The 14,109-nt window shown below is 47.3% G+C and carries 14 protein-coding genes; 4 read left to right on the top strand and 10 right to left on the bottom strand.

Annotated elements, in window-relative coordinates; translation table 11 throughout:
• Positions 1-275: 275 nt before the first annotated feature.
• Complete coding sequence (locus tag AC58QT_RS32050; protein WP_310502171.1) at positions 276-1,019, bottom strand: IclR family transcriptional regulator; 744 nt, start codon at positions 1,017-1,019, stop codon at positions 276-278.
• A 298-nt stretch (positions 1,020-1,317) separates the two neighbouring features.
• On the opposite strand from AC58QT_RS32050, the gene AC58QT_RS32045 reads away from it, so the two are divergent.
• Positions 1,318-2,346 (top strand): alpha/beta hydrolase, encoded by a 1,029-nt coding sequence (locus tag AC58QT_RS32045; protein WP_497412552.1) that lies wholly within the window; start codon positions 1,318-1,320, stop codon positions 2,344-2,346.
• Positions 2,347-2,880: 534 nt separating this feature from the next.
• Here the strand turns inward: AC58QT_RS32045 and AC58QT_RS32040 are convergent.
• The 9 genes from AC58QT_RS32040 to AC58QT_RS32000 all read right to left on the bottom strand — a co-directional run bounded on the left by AC58QT_RS32040 (position 2,881) and on the right by AC58QT_RS32000 (position 9,998).
• Positions 2,881-4,206, bottom strand: a complete 1,326-nt coding sequence (locus AC58QT_RS32040) for a deoxyguanosinetriphosphate triphosphohydrolase family protein (RefSeq protein ID WP_497412551.1) — start codon at positions 4,204-4,206, stop codon at positions 2,881-2,883.
• Between the two features lie 260 nt (positions 4,207-4,466).
• Positions 4,467-5,054 (bottom strand): GTP cyclohydrolase I FolE, encoded by a 588-nt coding sequence (gene folE / locus AC58QT_RS32035; protein ID WP_310502168.1) that lies wholly within the window; start codon positions 5,052-5,054, stop codon positions 4,467-4,469.
• Between the two features lie 25 nt (positions 5,055-5,079).
• Positions 5,080-5,301: a YneF family protein gene (locus tag AC58QT_RS32030; protein WP_310502167.1), complete on the bottom strand. Its 222-nt coding sequence runs from the start codon at positions 5,299-5,301 to the stop codon at positions 5,080-5,082.
• A gap of 78 nt (positions 5,302-5,379) precedes the next feature.
• Positions 5,380-6,411, bottom strand: a complete 1,032-nt coding sequence (locus AC58QT_RS32025) for an HD-GYP domain-containing protein (protein ID WP_310502166.1) — start codon at positions 6,409-6,411, stop codon at positions 5,380-5,382.
• Positions 6,412-6,445: 34 nt separating this feature from the next.
• Positions 6,446-6,991, bottom strand: coding sequence for a methylated-DNA--[protein]-cysteine S-methyltransferase (locus AC58QT_RS32020; protein WP_497412550.1), 546 nt, complete (start codon positions 6,989-6,991; stop codon positions 6,446-6,448).
• A gap of 1 nt (position 6,992) precedes the next feature.
• On the bottom strand, positions 6,993-8,195 hold the full coding sequence (gene queG, locus AC58QT_RS32015) for a tRNA epoxyqueuosine(34) reductase QueG (protein WP_497412549.1): 1,203 nt from the start codon (positions 8,193-8,195) through the stop codon (positions 6,993-6,995).
• A gap of 19 nt (positions 8,196-8,214) precedes the next feature.
• Entirely contained in the window at positions 8,215-8,814 is a 600-nt protein-coding gene (gene lepB, locus AC58QT_RS32010) for a signal peptidase I (protein ID WP_497412548.1), read from the bottom strand.
• Positions 8,815-9,369 carry a DUF402 domain-containing protein gene (locus AC58QT_RS32005; RefSeq protein ID WP_497412547.1) on the bottom strand — a complete coding sequence of 185 codons (555 nt, stop codon included), beginning with the start codon at positions 9,367-9,369 and terminating at the stop codon, positions 8,815-8,817.
• Between the two features lie 197 nt (positions 9,370-9,566).
• Positions 9,567-9,998 carry a GNAT family N-acetyltransferase gene (locus tag AC58QT_RS32000; protein WP_310502161.1) on the bottom strand — a complete coding sequence of 144 codons (432 nt, stop codon included), beginning with the start codon at positions 9,996-9,998 and terminating at the stop codon, positions 9,567-9,569.
• Between the two features lie 276 nt (positions 9,999-10,274).
• Here AC58QT_RS32000 and AC58QT_RS31995 point away from each other — a divergent pair, with 276 nt between their 5' ends.
• The 3 genes from AC58QT_RS31995 to AC58QT_RS31985 are packed head-to-tail and all read left to right on the top strand — an operon-like array spanning position 10,275 to position 14,076.
• Positions 10,275-11,861: a spore germination protein gene (locus AC58QT_RS31995; protein ID WP_497412546.1), complete on the top strand. Its 1,587-nt coding sequence runs from the start codon at positions 10,275-10,277 to the stop codon at positions 11,859-11,861.
• Positions 11,858-12,955, top strand: a complete 1,098-nt coding sequence (locus AC58QT_RS31990; RefSeq protein WP_497412545.1) for a GerAB/ArcD/ProY family transporter — start codon at positions 11,858-11,860, stop codon at positions 12,953-12,955. Before AC58QT_RS31995 ends, AC58QT_RS31990 begins: the two co-directional genes overlap by 4 nt.
• A complete protein-coding gene (locus AC58QT_RS31985; RefSeq protein WP_497412544.1) occupies positions 12,952-14,076 on the top strand; it encodes a Ger(x)C family spore germination protein in 1,125 nt (374 codons plus the stop codon). Before AC58QT_RS31990 ends, AC58QT_RS31985 begins: the two co-directional genes overlap by 4 nt.
• The last annotated feature ends 33 nt before the right edge of the window (positions 14,077-14,109 follow it).

Genomic DNA, 14,109 nt, shown 5'->3' with positions numbered 1-14,109 from the left:
TTTAAGACGCTCTTCTTCTTTTAACCTTTTCCCCATACCGGATCATCTCCCTTATCCCTATTCTAATAAAATGGGTAGGAAGACTCCAGTTTCATTAGGGGGCCTAGGAGATTATGCAGGTATTTTGGAGACTTCATCGGATTTGGGTGATTTTTTTGTTGAATAGATGTAGTTTCGCAGGTTTTTGTATTTTTGGTGAGAGTAGCGTGGAAAAAGGGTGTAGTTTTGCAGGTTTTTGGTGAGGAGCTCCCTCGCCAACAAAAAAACGATGCCGCTTAACGCAGCATCGTTCCCATCCGCCTCGCCGCCTCCATAATCGTCGGCGCCTGCTCTTGCATCAGCTCCAGCGTGAGCCTGTTTGCTGGACCCGAGACCGCCAGCGCGGCCACCAGTCGGCCGCCGCGGTCAAGGATCGGCGCGGACACAGCCGCCGCGCCGGGTTCGCGCTCTTCGACGCTCGTGGCGAAGCCCGCGCGCCTTGTATCGCTGAGCTGCTGCAGGTACGCCTGCGTGCCTAACCCCGTCGGCCAATCGGCCGAGGTTAGCAGCTGCTCCAGCAGCCCTGGCTCAGCAAAGGCGACGAGCACCTTGCTCGAGGCGCCGACGTAAAGCGGCATTCGCGCCCCTACAGGGGCAACACGGCGAATGGCATGGTTGCTCTGCACAGCTTGGATGCGCACGCGCTCCAGGCCGTCTTGCACGTACAGTGAGATCGTCTCGCCGAGGACATCGCGCAGTCGTTCCATCTCCGGAAGCAGGATGATGCCTGGATCGCCCTCTTTGGACAAGTTGGCGGACAGTTCCCATAAACGGTAGCCGAGTCGATACTTATCTGTCGCTTCATCGCGCATGATGAAGCCCTTGCCTTCTAGTGAGGCTAGAAGGCGGTGCACCGTGCTTTTATGAAGCTGAGCACGTGTAGCAATCTCGGTTAGCGTCAACTCCGATGCCCCGGTAAAACAAAGCAAAATATCTAAAGCGCGCTCAACAGCACGCACGGTCAGCTTGCCATCTTCCATCCATGAACACCACTTTCCATGAGCCAAACTGTTTCACTATATGAAACCTTGTTATGTCCAGTATAACCAAACTAGATGGAACCGTAAAGGTCAAACACCTCATTTTCCCATTATTACAGAACCGTTACAAAAGGCTTACAAATGCCGCATCCACATTGACTTGAAAGCGCATTCATAATACTATAAGAGTATAGAAATACTTTTCAGAATATTTAAATAATTAACTCTCCCTTCTAAGTTTACACCACTACCTAGCGGCATTACACATACACATTCATCATGGAGGGAGGCTTTAACGATGTCTACAACCACTCTAAATCCTGTAACAGGATCACTTCAACCCACGCTTGACCAGGTGATCACACAACCTTTTTTACGTAGAAAAAGACTAATCACCACAATACTTTTGGCCTTATTGCTGGTCTGCACCTCCATCATGCTCATTTTCCATGCGTATATAGCTTGGAACTTAGCAAGACCTAACATTGAGCCTTTGCATTCGAATCCAATGAAGGCTGTTCGACTACCTTACACCGATGTGTCCTTCCCAAGTCAAAATGGTAAAGCTATTTTGAATGGCTGGTTCATCCCAGCTGCTGAATCAAGTAAAACCGTTATTTTCTCTCATGGCTATGGCGGAAATCGTGAAGAACTTTGGGTGCCTCTCTACACCTTGGCCCGTGAGCTTCATAAAAAGCAGTACAACGTTCTCATGTTCGACTATGGCTACGTCAATACGAACAGTGCTCGCCTTATGACTGGCGGCGTTCAAGAATCCAAGGAACTGCTCGGAGCCATTGATTACATCAAGCAGTCCACTGGCGGTTCGATCTATATCTGGGGCTTTTCTATGGGGGCAGGTACTGCCTTGCAGACAGCTCTACAGCAAAAAGGGGATATTTCAGGGATGATCCTAGACAGTACATTTCTACTGAACTCGGACACCCTTTATCAAAATATTAATCAAATCGTACACTTGCCTAAATACCCTTCTCTGCCGCTTGTCCGTCTCTTCTTCCCTCTCTTAAATGGCGTAAGCTTGAAGGACGTTCCCTACACCAAAGTAACCACAACGTCTTATGAGATGCCCATCTTTATGATTCACGGCACCAATGATAATAAAGCTCCCCATGTCTTAGTCGAGACAATGTTCAAACAGCAGCATAATAGCGCCTCTAAGCTATGGATTCTTCCTAACGCGCAGCATGAGCTTCTGTACCGTGCTGAGCCTAAAACGTATGTGAGCCGCACCCTGGACTTCCTCAGCAGCATCGAACCACCGGCCGCATCCGAGCACGTTAACGCTGGTATTCCCTCCTCCCTATAAAATCGACCTCTCATGAGGTCGGTATTTTTTTGCGTTTTAGCAGGCACCGCCGCTGCCTCCGTAACTCGAAATATTCGAGTTACAGCATGAAAAAGCTGCACCGCTACCTCTGTAACTCGAAATATTCGTGTTACAGCACGAAAAAGCAGCGCTGCTGCCCCGTAACTCGAAATATTCGAGTTACAGCACGAAAAAGCAGCGCTACTGCCTCCGTAACTCGAAATATTCGAGTTACAGCATGAAAAAGCAGCCTCGCTGCCCCCGTAACTCGAAATATTCGAGTTACAGCATGAAAAAGCAGCCTCACTGCCTCCGTAACTCGAAATATTCGAGTTACAGCATGAAAAAGCAGCGCTGCTGCCTCCGTAACTCGAAATATTCGAGTTACAGCATGAAAAAGCAGCCTCACTGCCTCTGTAACTCGAAATATTCGAGTTACAGCACGAGCAAACAGCTCCCCCTTCGCCAAAAGCCAAAAAAGAGCGTCGCATAAATGCTAACGCTCCCTTTAATCGCCTGTTTGTTCCCACTCACTCAATCCATCTCATAAATCGAGCCGGATTTACTCGCAAACAGCTCCGCATAGACCTTCTCCGCGTAGGCGTCGGTCATGCCCGAGATGTAGTCCGCGACAAAGCGCGGCCAGCTCCAATTGCTGTTGCTGCTTCGCCGCTCGTAGCTATCGATCCAGTCCGTCGGGATGATCCACTGTCCTTTGTCCTTATGGATGAAGCTATCCCATAGTCGCTCAACGATGATCTCGCTCCGCTTTTGCAAGCGCAAGACTCGGAAATCCTTAATCAGCGTAACCCACGCTAGCTTCTTGAGAATTTCCATCGTGCGTAGCAGATCCATGTCCTCCGCACCGTCTTTGACGAGGGCGACTTTCTTCCAACCGCGATCCGTGTCGTCAATAATATCCAGCCTCGAAGCAAAAGAGCTGACCCAGCGCGCCTTCATCTCTCTCCGCGTCCGTGATTCCTCACGGTTGCATTCTGCAAAGATGAGCTCCCATTGCTCCAAATAATCGTGCAACACGCGGCGCACCATTTGTTCAATATCAACCTGTTCCCATCCGAACTTATGCTGATTGGGGTCATTCAGTATCTCCATCACAAGATGTCGAATTAAGCGTTGATCCTCGAAGAAGGTAGCGTTCATTTGGATTTTGCCTGCTCGAATGCCATCCTCGATATCGTGCGTAGAATACGCAATATCATCGCAGAGGTCCATCAATTGCGCTTCCAATGTGGAGCAGCCCACAGGCATTTTCCAAATGTCACGCAGCTCCTGAATGACGTCCCACTCTGCCCCATAGACACCCTTGAGTCGCCCCTCTTCCTCGATCAAAAAAGGATACTTATTGATACCTAGAAGCACAGCCGCCGTCAGGTCTAGGCCGCTCTCGCTGCCCGCTCGCTTTTCTAGAAACATGAGAATTCGGAAGTTTTGCGCATTGCCCTCATATTTCAAGCCATGATCCTTCATGAGGATATGGTTAAGTACTTCTTCGCCCTTATGTCCAAAAGGTGGATGGCCAAAGTCATGCGCAATCGATGCACATTCGACCACGGTCGGATCGATGATCAGACCTGGATGCTCTCTTTTGCTTAAAAAAGGATTGGTCCGTTCCAAACGCTTCGCAACTTCCCGAGCAATCTGCGCGACCTCCAAGGAGTGGGTCAGACGTGTCCGATAGTAATCTCCCGAGCCAGCTCCGAACACTTGAGACTTCCCTTGTAGACGCCGAAAGGTTGGCGATTGAATCAACCTCGCATAATCCCGTTCAAACTCATCGCGTTCTTCACTCCATTTTGAGGAAGCTGCCTCACCAGGCCGAAATTTCCGTATGTTGTTCATATGCTTGCCTCCTCTAGCCCTCTAGCGCTGTAGGGCGCCGTTCTCATCTGTATCCTGCTGTTCAAGCGTTCCTCACACTGCTATCAGTTTATGCGAGAGCATGTACGATAGACACTATTCGAACTCCCGATGCAGCAAGATTATTAATTTAAAAGGATACTATATTCTCCATGCCCCAACAAGCATAAGTTCTCGCACAAGTGAAAAAAGGGAATGATGCACAAGACCATTGTCTTTGTGCACATTCCCCGGTGCTCTTATTATTTTAATAGGGATAGAAATTCCGAACGCAGTGTAGCGTCTTTACGGAAGGAGCCGCGTACTGCGGAAGTTACGGTTTGACTGCCGTATTTCTTCACGCCTCTTGCACACATACACATATGCTCGCCTTCAACGACAACCATAACACCATGCGGCTTCAGCACATCAAATAGGATGTCAGCAATTTCAGAAGTAATGCGTTCTTGTACTTGCAACTTGCGTGTTACGACATCAACCAACCGGGCAAATTTGCTAAGACCCGCTACTTTACCGCTTGGGAGGTAACCGACATGAACTTTGCCAAAGAAAGGGGCCATATGGTGCTCGCACTGGCTGTAGTAGACGATATCTTTGATGATAACCAGCTCTTCATGCTGCTCATCGAAGGTAACCCCTAGAACTTCCCGAGGATCCGCTGCATAACCTGCGAATATTTCCTCATACATGCGCGTGACACGTGCTGGTGTGTCCAATAAACCTTCGCGATCTACATCTTCACCAATTAAACGCAAAATCTCACGAACATGCTTCTCAATCTGCTCGCGATTTTCCGCAACTAACTCATTTTTATAGTCGATGGATGCCATCTTCTCTACCACTCCACCCTAATTCTTATTTCCGTTTTTGATTGAAGTTCTGGTTCTTCATCATTTGTTGTGCTTTATTCAATTGTTGTTTATTCATGTTGTAGCCCATTTGCTTCGCCATTTTGGCCAGCATCTCAGGATTGTTCTGCATGGATTCCAGTTGTCTCTTTAGATAGAATACACCAATAAAGAATCCGCCAACCAAACCAGCAATCAATGTGAGAATGGGAATGATATAACTCCACATAACCTGTGCCCCCTGCTTGTACTTATTTAGAATAGAATGCTTGTTCTATCATATCATTACTGTTCAACGGTTTACAAATTAAAGTACCTGCTCAATGAACAAAGTGGTTTCCTTTGCTAGATCGATTTCTTTGATCTCCAGTACTTTATCCGTCGCATCCTGCTTCACAATCCGAATAATCGGCCGCGTAGGAAGCCCTCTGTGCTGACCAACGACAACGCCAGTCTCGCGATTCGTTAATCGAACCGATGTACCTGTTGGATAGATCGAGACAATTTTCAAAAATTGGATCAAAACATCACGATCCAGCTTCGTCTCCGCGAGCGCCAGCATATATTCACAAGCTTCATGCGGCAGCTTGCGGCTCCCCGATGACATATCAAAGAGCAAGTTGTCGTACATATTGGCAACGGCAGTTATTTTAGCATAGAGATGTATGTCCTCACTCATGAGCCCCCTAGGAACACCCGCTCCATTTAATTCCTCATGATGCTGGAAGGCTACATGTGCAATAAGCAGACTGAACTCACGCTTGCTTTTCAACAACTCAAACCCACGCCAGGTATGATGTCTACGCGGATCCTCCGACTCATCGTCGGTTAATAACTCCACTTTGCCTATATCGTGCAGAAGTGCGCCTATGGCCAATTCTTTCAGCTGTGTCGCATTCATCCCCACATTCATCCCAATCAGCACGGACATCATACACACGTTCATGGCATGGATGTACATCTGATTGTCCTGAGACCGAATATCATTCAACTGCACAAGGACATCTCGGTTCTTCATAATCTCGTCCAGCAGCGTATTAATGGTCATGCTGACGTTGCGCGAATTAAACTCTTTACCCGACTGAATCGCCGCGAATGTCTGGCCCATTTGGGTCATCACAAGCCGCTTCGTCTCATCCGAAAGGATCTCCGGAATTTCCACATCCGCTAGGTTCGGGTCCTTGATATAAATCATCGTCACACCGATTCGATTCAGCGTATTGATCATAAATACGGTTAATTGCACATTCTCCGAAAGCAAAATAGCCCCATTACTGGCGTAAATCGTACGTCCCAGATATTGACCAGGCTCCACAGAATCCAAATGTACATATTTCATAGGATTCACTCCACATGTTGTAGTTGTTAAACGTCTAGGTTAGCCGTGTTCGTTGTCTCATTTGTTCCAAATCTAATAAGTGCACTTTGGTCGGAAGCCCTCCGCCATAGCCTACAAGATCGCCGTTCGCGCCAATAATACGATGACACGGAATGATGACGGGAATAGGATTTTGATTATTCGCGCCGCCTACAGCTCTTACAGCCTTCGGAGAACCAATCGCTTCAGCAATGTGCTTATAGGACGCTGTCTCTCCATAGGGGATGGTTCGTAACGCTTGCCACACACGCTTTTGGAAATCCGTTCCGTGTAAGTCTATTTCTCCTTCAAAGTCCTCGCGTTCTCCGCCAAAATACTGCGTCAACTGCTGCGCGATAGATGCCAATTGCTCGGCACTCTCTTTGAATTCATACTGACCATACCAACGGCTAGCCCATTGCTCACGTTGCGCTCGGTTGTTCTCATAACTGCCGAACTCCACCTTACACAACCCTTGTGGGGATGCCACGAGAACAAGAGGACCGATCGGAGAATCCATCTCCGTATAAGAAAGCATCTGGATCTCCTGAGGCAACTTCATCTTATTCCTCCTGTACGGCCACTGCTTGGCCGTTCTGTGCTGCGATGGCCTTCTCTAGATCCTGCTGCACCTGTGGTTCTTGCTCCGTCGCAGCAGCTCGCTCTAACGCGGCGAAAGCTTCCTCACCGCCGATTCGCCCTAAAGCCCACGCTGCGGTAGCCCGGATCTCCGGGCGAGGATCGCTCCGCAGCAGCTCGCTCAGGACCGGCACCGCGCTGCGGTCCTTGAAATTCCCGAGCGCGATGATCGCGTTGCGCTGGATCGGCTTTTTGCCCCGCCAGGACGCAGCGATGCGTCCGTACTGCTCTTTGAAATCCTTGTTCGACATCGTGAGCAAGGGAATGAGCAGCGGCTTGACCTTCTCGGGGTCAGGCGTAAGCTCGGGATGATGCGTCCAGTTCATCCCCTTGTTCTTCGGACAAACGACCTGGCACGTATCACAGCCATAAAGTCGGTTGCCGATTTTACGTTTGTACTCGTCATCCACATACCCTTTGGTCTGTGTGATGAAGGAGATGCAGCGACTCGAATTGAGCTGCCCTGGGCCGACTAGCGCCCCTGTGGGACAGGCATCGATACAAATGGTGCAGTCTCCGCATTGGTCCATGATAGATATATCGGATTGGAATGGGATGTTCGTGATCATTTCGCCCAAATATACCCACGATCCCCATTCGGGGGTGATGACGGCGCAGTTTTTGCCGCTCCAGCCGATGCCGGCACGTTCGGCTACGGCGCGGTCGACGAGGGCACCGGTGTCGACCATGCTTTGTAATCTCGCCCCCGGCACGCGCTGGGCGATGAAGGCTTCCAGCTTCGCGAGCCGATCGCGAAGCACGTCGTGGTAGTCGCTCCCCCACGAGGAGCGCGAGATCATGCCCCGATACGCCCCCGGCTCGGATCGGGGCGGGTTGGCCAGTTTCGACGGGTACGCGACCGCGATCGATATAATCGACCGCGGTGCGTCGAAGCTCAGCTCGGGGTGGACCCGCTTCTCGATATCCGGCTCCTCGAAGCCGGATTCGAAGCCCTTCTCCCTGTGGCGGAGAAGGATATCCTTCAATGCGTGAAATGGCTCCGCGGAGGTGAAGCCGATCTTATCTATCCCAAGAGAGGGCGCGGCTTCCACGATCTCTTGTTGCAATTGTCGCCAATCTATATGCGCTGCCAGGGAAACCGTCAACCCGCTCACCTCTCTCTTCATTCCACTAGTATAGTTACACTTATAGCTTTCCGGCCATCTCGAACGGCCAAAGCACAAATTCCGCCCGACCTTGGACAAGACTGGTCGGTATCACCCCGAACATGCGGCTATCCGCACTCGCCGATCGATGGCGATTATCGCCCATGACGAAGATTTGTCCTTGTCCGACAACTGTCGGTCCAAAGTCTCCATCTTCGATGGGCGTATCCGCATACGGCTCCGTCACTTTGTCACCGTTTACGTATAGTACCCCTGCACGACCCTGAACCTCATCGCCGGCGACTGCAACCACCCTTTTGACCAGCAACGGGTGTCGGGGTAACGCCAACTTCTCCGGCTCCTCCAGAATAACGATGTCTCCTCGCTTCGGTGCCTTCAGATACGTGATGGCTTTATTCACAAACAGCCACTCACCTTCCCGGAGTGTCGGATCCATCGAATGACCACGAACCGTCGAAAGGTTGAAGCCGAATTGATGAACGAGGATAACAACAAGAAGAGCTACGAGAATGGATTTCGTCCAATCCCACAGCTCATGCGTAAAACTTTTCGTTTCTTGTACATGCCCTTGCGCAGAAACTGCTTTATTCGAATCTTCTCGTTCTACGAAGAAGCTCATTCAACCGCCTCCACTCTTAAACTTTTCCCATTGTTCATAATAATGGATCACCAAGTCATCTTGAAAAGGAGGCTTGTCCGCATTCACTAGCGCGAGCAGCGCTGCAAGTCCTGCCTTCACTTTCGTATCGACAAGCGGCGAGTAATGATACACGAGTTTGTGACGCTCATATTCTTCTTGATCTACAATATGTACGGTCCGATCCGGCAAGCGAATAACATCCAAATCATAGTCAATATAGGTAAGGATGTGCTGATTCACATACAAGGGAGAGGCGACATTACAGTAATAACGCACACCGGTCTCCTCCATAAGTGCCACGATGTTAAACCACATTTTCGGAATAAAGAAAGAAACTCCTGGAATGCGACTGACCCATTCCTTGCCGTCCGCCTCTTGAATCTTAGTCTGGCTATTGATGAACACCATCATGCCTTGTTTCTGATGCTCTTCATGGAGCATTTCAGGAGGAACCCGCCAATTCGTCAACCACATGCGATGTAGGTGCCCGTCGTGTTTGAAGCTTTTTATCACATACGGCGTGAAATTATTCATGTTCAAAGCTCCTCTGTAAATGGCTGCCGTAACGTACGAAACTATGACTATCTTACCTTCTGATTCGAAGTAAATCGATTAGAAATTTTTCTCATATTTTAAGAAAAGCATATCTGACCCCCAATTGCAATGGCGGCACAGATATGCTTCCTTTAAGGCAAACCTATTTATTTATGGATTATGCCCCAAGTAAACGACTAGACGCTTACTTTCTTTACAATACTCAGCCGATGAGCTGCTCTGGAAAAGTCATCTGCGCTATAACCAGCGGACTCATACACAGGCAGCACCATTTCATTGTGAACATCTACGGTCACCATAATTTTCTTTACATTCCGCCCGAGAAACCGCTGCTTCATTGCCTCGATCAAAGCTTTGCCAATACCCTTACGTTGATATGCTGTTGCGACTGCGATCCTATAGTAGTAGCCATTGTTATTATCAATCGTGCCGATAATCATGCCTACGACTTGCTCTTCTTCCTGAGCGATTAATACGAGCTCCGTGTCCCACGATAGCTGACGAGCGAAGGCTTCAATCGTCTCCTCATAGCAGGTTTCCGACAGAACGTCTTCTAGAAGTTCTTTAACCGAAGAGGTATCACCTAGCTGAAATGAACGAACATGCATACGGTTCTCTCCCAATTCCATATTAATTTGTAGAGATTAATTTTCTGGTAAAGAAGTAAATACGACAAAAAAACTCGAAATCCTGCTAAAAATGTGGTGAAATTCACAAAAAACTTTGTTTTTTTCGTTTTTTCTCTTGAAAGCGCTTAAATGCAAGCGTTTTCAACAAATTACCACACAATATGCTTAGTTCGTAAGACCTCTCCTAGCACCATGTGCATCAGACTTGAATGCGCATAAAATATCGTAAGTCAAGGAACAATGAAAGACAGCATCATGAAATTGAGAATTTATGGGATGGTGCACATGGAATTAATCCGCCGATTATTTAAGACCGCATCTCGGTTGATCGAGATCAGCTCAGAGCATGATCTGGAAGCACCTGCACCAGAAATCGCCGAAATTTCCCCTAACCTACTGGCAAATATAGAGCACCTCGCCACGATTTTCAGCGATACGCCTGATTTAATCGTTCGCACGTTTACTTATAAACAATCAGGAGCGCCAGCAGCTCTTGTCTATCTAGATGGGCTAGTGGATAAAAACGCCATCAATAACAACGTCCTCCACGAACTCATGTTTTACACGACTGAGGATGACAGAGACGAATTGCCTGTCGCCTTAGGACAAATCAAAAGCCTCCTTTCATGGGAAAGCGTAGAAAATTCAGTTTTGCGAGGCTACAGTATTCTTTTTATTGATGGCCAAGCCCATGCCTTTTCCTTAGAAACCCAAGGCTGGCCACAGCGAGCCATTGAAGATTCCCAAATTGAAGCCTCACTGAAAGGTGCACATCAAGGCTTTATTGAAACCGGAAGTCAAAATATTGCCTTAATTCGTCGATACATCTCCAGCCGTGAGCTTAAGATTAAAGAACTTTATGTCGGGAATAGGACCAAAAGTAAAGTTTCCATCTTGTATTTAGAAGATATTGCATTGCCAGAGATGCGTCTTGAATTAGAGCGCCGCATCTCCAGCTTGCAAATCGATTGTATCTTAAATACAGGGGAGCTTGCGGAGTTAATTGAAGACAACCCCTTCTCCTTATTCCCGCAAATGATTACAACCGAGAGACCAGATACGGCCGCTTCTCAACTCCTGCAAGGCAGATACTGTGTCGTCGTAGATCGATCGTCGAGTGTATTGATTGCCCCCGTTGGCCTAGCTGCTTTCTTCCAGGGCATTGATGATTACAGTACGCGTTGGCCCGTAGCTACCTTCTTTCGACTGCTTCGTTTCTTCGCTTGTATTATCGCTGCTTTTCTTCCGGCATTTTATATCGCCTGCATTTCATACAATCATGAACTAATTCCCTTGGACTTGATTCTATCCATTGGAGAGTTTCGTTCGGCGGTTCCCTTTCCGCCTTTCATTGAAGCACTCATCATGGAGATTATGCTCGAAATGTTAAGAGAGGCTGGCATCCGTCTTCCTGCGCCGGTTGGCCAAACTGTTGGGATTGTAGGAGGTATCGTCATTGGGCAAGCAGCGGTTGAAGCTGGCATCGTGAGCAATCTCATGGTCGTCGTAGTTGCCTCTACGGCTGTCGCCTCTTTCATTCTCCCTAATTATGATATGGCGGCTTCCGTTCGTTTAATTCGCTTTCCGATGATGACCCTTGCATCCTTATATGGAATCATTGGAATTATCGCAGGTGCCATGGTCATACTGGCTCACCTCATTAGTTTAAAATCACTTGGGGAAGCATACAGCACGCCTATAGCACCGCTGCGAATGGCCGACTGGAAGGATGTTTTCGTCCGCTTGCCACTCAAAAAAATGGTTCACCGTCCTAAAAGTGTACGAACGCTTCAAAAACGTCGGTATGGCAGTATGAAAAAGGAAGGAGACGACTCTTCATGATTCCAGGCAAAGGCAATCAGATTACACTGTTTCAATATATTTTGATTATTCACAGTGTTCAACTTGGCATTGGCCTTATCCCTCTGCCTGGCGATCTTGCGAGGGGCTGCGGAACCGACGGGTGGATTGTTCTCATCATCGGATGGCTTATTTCTATCGTCAGCAGCCTGATTATCATTCAAATTATGAGGTATCACCCCAATGGCACGATTATTGATTTACTGCATCACTACTTTGGAAAATGGGTTGGAAAAGTAGGAATGGTTATGTTTGTCGGCTATTTCCTCCTCTATATCTTCTTAATTTATAATCGTATGGGGCTGTTAGTTCAGAATTGGATTATGCAGCAAACGAATGTCTCTATACTCATGCTGCTTTTCCTTCTTCCCGCTTATATGATTGCCAGAGGTGGATTCCGCATCATTGGCCGCTATTCGGAAATCATCCTTTTTCTTTCCATCGGCTTAATTTTAACTTCCCTCTATTTATTCAAACATGCGCAATGGATTCATTTGCTTCCCATCCTGAAACATGGCTGGATACCCATATTACAAACGCTAAGAACCAACATCCTGTCTTTTGTCGGGTTTGAAATTGCCTTCTTTCTATATCCCTACTTAGAAAAAAAAAGTTCAGCTTCCCTCGGCATCTTAATTGCGAATTCAACTTCTTTTTTTGTTTACATGCTGTTTACTTTACTTGCTTTTGTCAATTTCAGTCCAGACGAGATCACACAATACCATAATACGCTCATCTCATTATTTAAAATCCTTGAGTTCCGTTTTCTGGAACGCTTTGATATTTTAATCCTCTCCATCTATTTGCTGATTATCATAAGAACATTCCTTCCTGTTCTATATGCTGCCGTTATTTGTACACAGAAACTTGGGCTCAAAGGACAGCCTCGACTGCACATCCTTCTCATACTTACCCTTGTAGTAGGTGTCACATGGGTTTGGAGACCTGGTTGGAATGAAAGTATGCGTTTAAGAGATGTTGTTCAGAATATCGGAATCGGAATCGCTTTTGTTTTACCGCCGCTCTTGTGGGCCATTCTTATAGGCATGCGTCGATTAAGGAGGTCTTCCCCATGAAACCGATGCGTACAAGCCTTATTTTATTTCCGCTTTTCGCTTTCTTCATTGGGATATCCAGCTGTAAAGATCAAATGCCTTTAGAAAATGTGTCACTTGTCCTCATGGTCGGGTTGGATTTGGATAAAGATAATAACCTCATCATTTATGCATCAAGCCCAGTTTTTAACAAGGAAGCCAAAGAAAAAAATGAAGTTACCAAAGTAACCGCGATTAACTTAAGGGATAGCCGAAACGAATTTGACACGCGCGCTTCGGCACTTGTTAGCGCTGGTAAAATCCAAAATGTGCTCATAAGCAAACGCATCTTGGCACATGACGATTGGTTTAAGCTGCTGGATGTCTTCTATCGTGACCCCAAAACATCTGAAACGGCCAGAGTGATCGCTGTTGAGGGCTCTGTCGAGGAGATTATTAACTTTGCTCCAGCCGATAAACGGAGACTATCCATGCATATTGCCAAACTCCTAGATACTGCTCATATGCGTAACTTGGTACAAGTCACCACATTATTTGACCTTCATCGGCAAATGTATGAGAAAGGAATCACACCTTACTTAACTGACCTCCGCAAGGATACGGAAGTTGTGGCAACGGGCACATTGCTTTTGAGTAAAAAAGGAAAGTATGTCTACACCATTAACAATACAGAGAACCAACTTCTTCACATGCTGCAAAAGGAGAAAAATGGTGCTCTATCCTTTACTGTCAAGCTGCCAGAAGAGAAAGGAGATTCGTTCTTTGAAACAGGCGCGCTCAGTTTCTATGTGTTAAGTATCAAAAGGGACGTGAAAGTCTCCTTCGAGCATAATAAGTTCGTTTTTGATATCCAATGCTCTATCCCTATTCAATTGACTGATAAACCTTTCACCTTCGATGTGAGGAATGATTCACCTAAGCTTGAAGTCGAGATCAATCAACAGCTAGAAACGCAAATGAAATCTCTAGTAAACAAAATGCAAGAGCATGAAGTTGATCCCATAGGACTTGGCCTATATGCACGCGCCTATCAATTCAAGGTTTGGGAGCAGGTACAGGATGAGTGGGGTCACGCGTTCTCGGAAGCTGATGTACGCATACACGTAAAGACGAAAATAAAGAATATGGGCGAAACCCTATAAAGCATGTATGAGATACGTGAAAAAACACCATCT

The sequence above is a fragment of the Paenibacillus sp. J31R109 genome, assembly GCF_059692055.1.
This window is presented reverse-complemented; position numbering and strand designations above follow the sequence as displayed.

Excerpts from the sequence above, each read along its gene's own strand:
- AC58QT_RS32050 (WP_310502171.1), bottom strand. The coding sequence starts at position 1,019 with ATGGAAGATGGCAAGCTGACCGTGCGTGCTGTTGAGCGCGCTTTAGAT.
- AC58QT_RS32045 (WP_497412552.1), top strand. The coding sequence starts at position 1,318 with ATGTCTACAACCACTCTAAATCCTGTAACAGGATCACTTCAACCCACG.
- AC58QT_RS32040 (WP_497412551.1), bottom strand. The coding sequence starts at position 4,206 with ATGAACAACATACGGAAATTTCGGCCTGGTGAGGCAGCTTCCTCAAAA.
- folE (WP_310502168.1), bottom strand. The coding sequence starts at position 5,054 with ATGGCATCCATCGACTATAAAAATGAGTTAGTTGCGGAAAATCGCGAG.
- AC58QT_RS32030 (WP_310502167.1), bottom strand. The coding sequence starts at position 5,301 with ATGTGGAGTTATATCATTCCCATTCTCACATTGATTGCTGGTTTGGTT.
- AC58QT_RS32025 (WP_310502166.1), bottom strand. The coding sequence starts at position 6,411 with ATGAAATATGTACATTTGGATTCTGTGGAGCCTGGTCAATATCTGGGA.
- AC58QT_RS32020 (WP_497412550.1), bottom strand. The coding sequence starts at position 6,991 with ATGAAGTTGCCTCAGGAGATCCAGATGCTTTCTTATACGGAGATGGAT.
- queG (WP_497412549.1), bottom strand. The coding sequence starts at position 8,195 with ATGAAGAGAGAGGTGAGCGGGTTGACGGTTTCCCTGGCAGCGCATATA.
- lepB (WP_497412548.1), bottom strand. The coding sequence starts at position 8,814 with ATGAGCTTCTTCGTAGAACGAGAAGATTCGAATAAAGCAGTTTCTGCG.
- AC58QT_RS32005 (WP_497412547.1), bottom strand. The coding sequence starts at position 9,369 with ATGAATAATTTCACGCCGTATGTGATAAAAAGCTTCAAACACGACGGG.
- AC58QT_RS32000 (WP_310502161.1), bottom strand. The coding sequence starts at position 9,998 with ATGCATGTTCGTTCATTTCAGCTAGGTGATACCTCTTCGGTTAAAGAA.
- AC58QT_RS31995 (WP_497412546.1), top strand. The coding sequence starts at position 10,275 with ATGAAATTGAGAATTTATGGGATGGTGCACATGGAATTAATCCGCCGA.
- AC58QT_RS31990 (WP_497412545.1), top strand. The coding sequence starts at position 11,858 with ATGATTCCAGGCAAAGGCAATCAGATTACACTGTTTCAATATATTTTG.
- AC58QT_RS31985 (WP_497412544.1), top strand. The coding sequence starts at position 12,952 with ATGAAACCGATGCGTACAAGCCTTATTTTATTTCCGCTTTTCGCTTTC.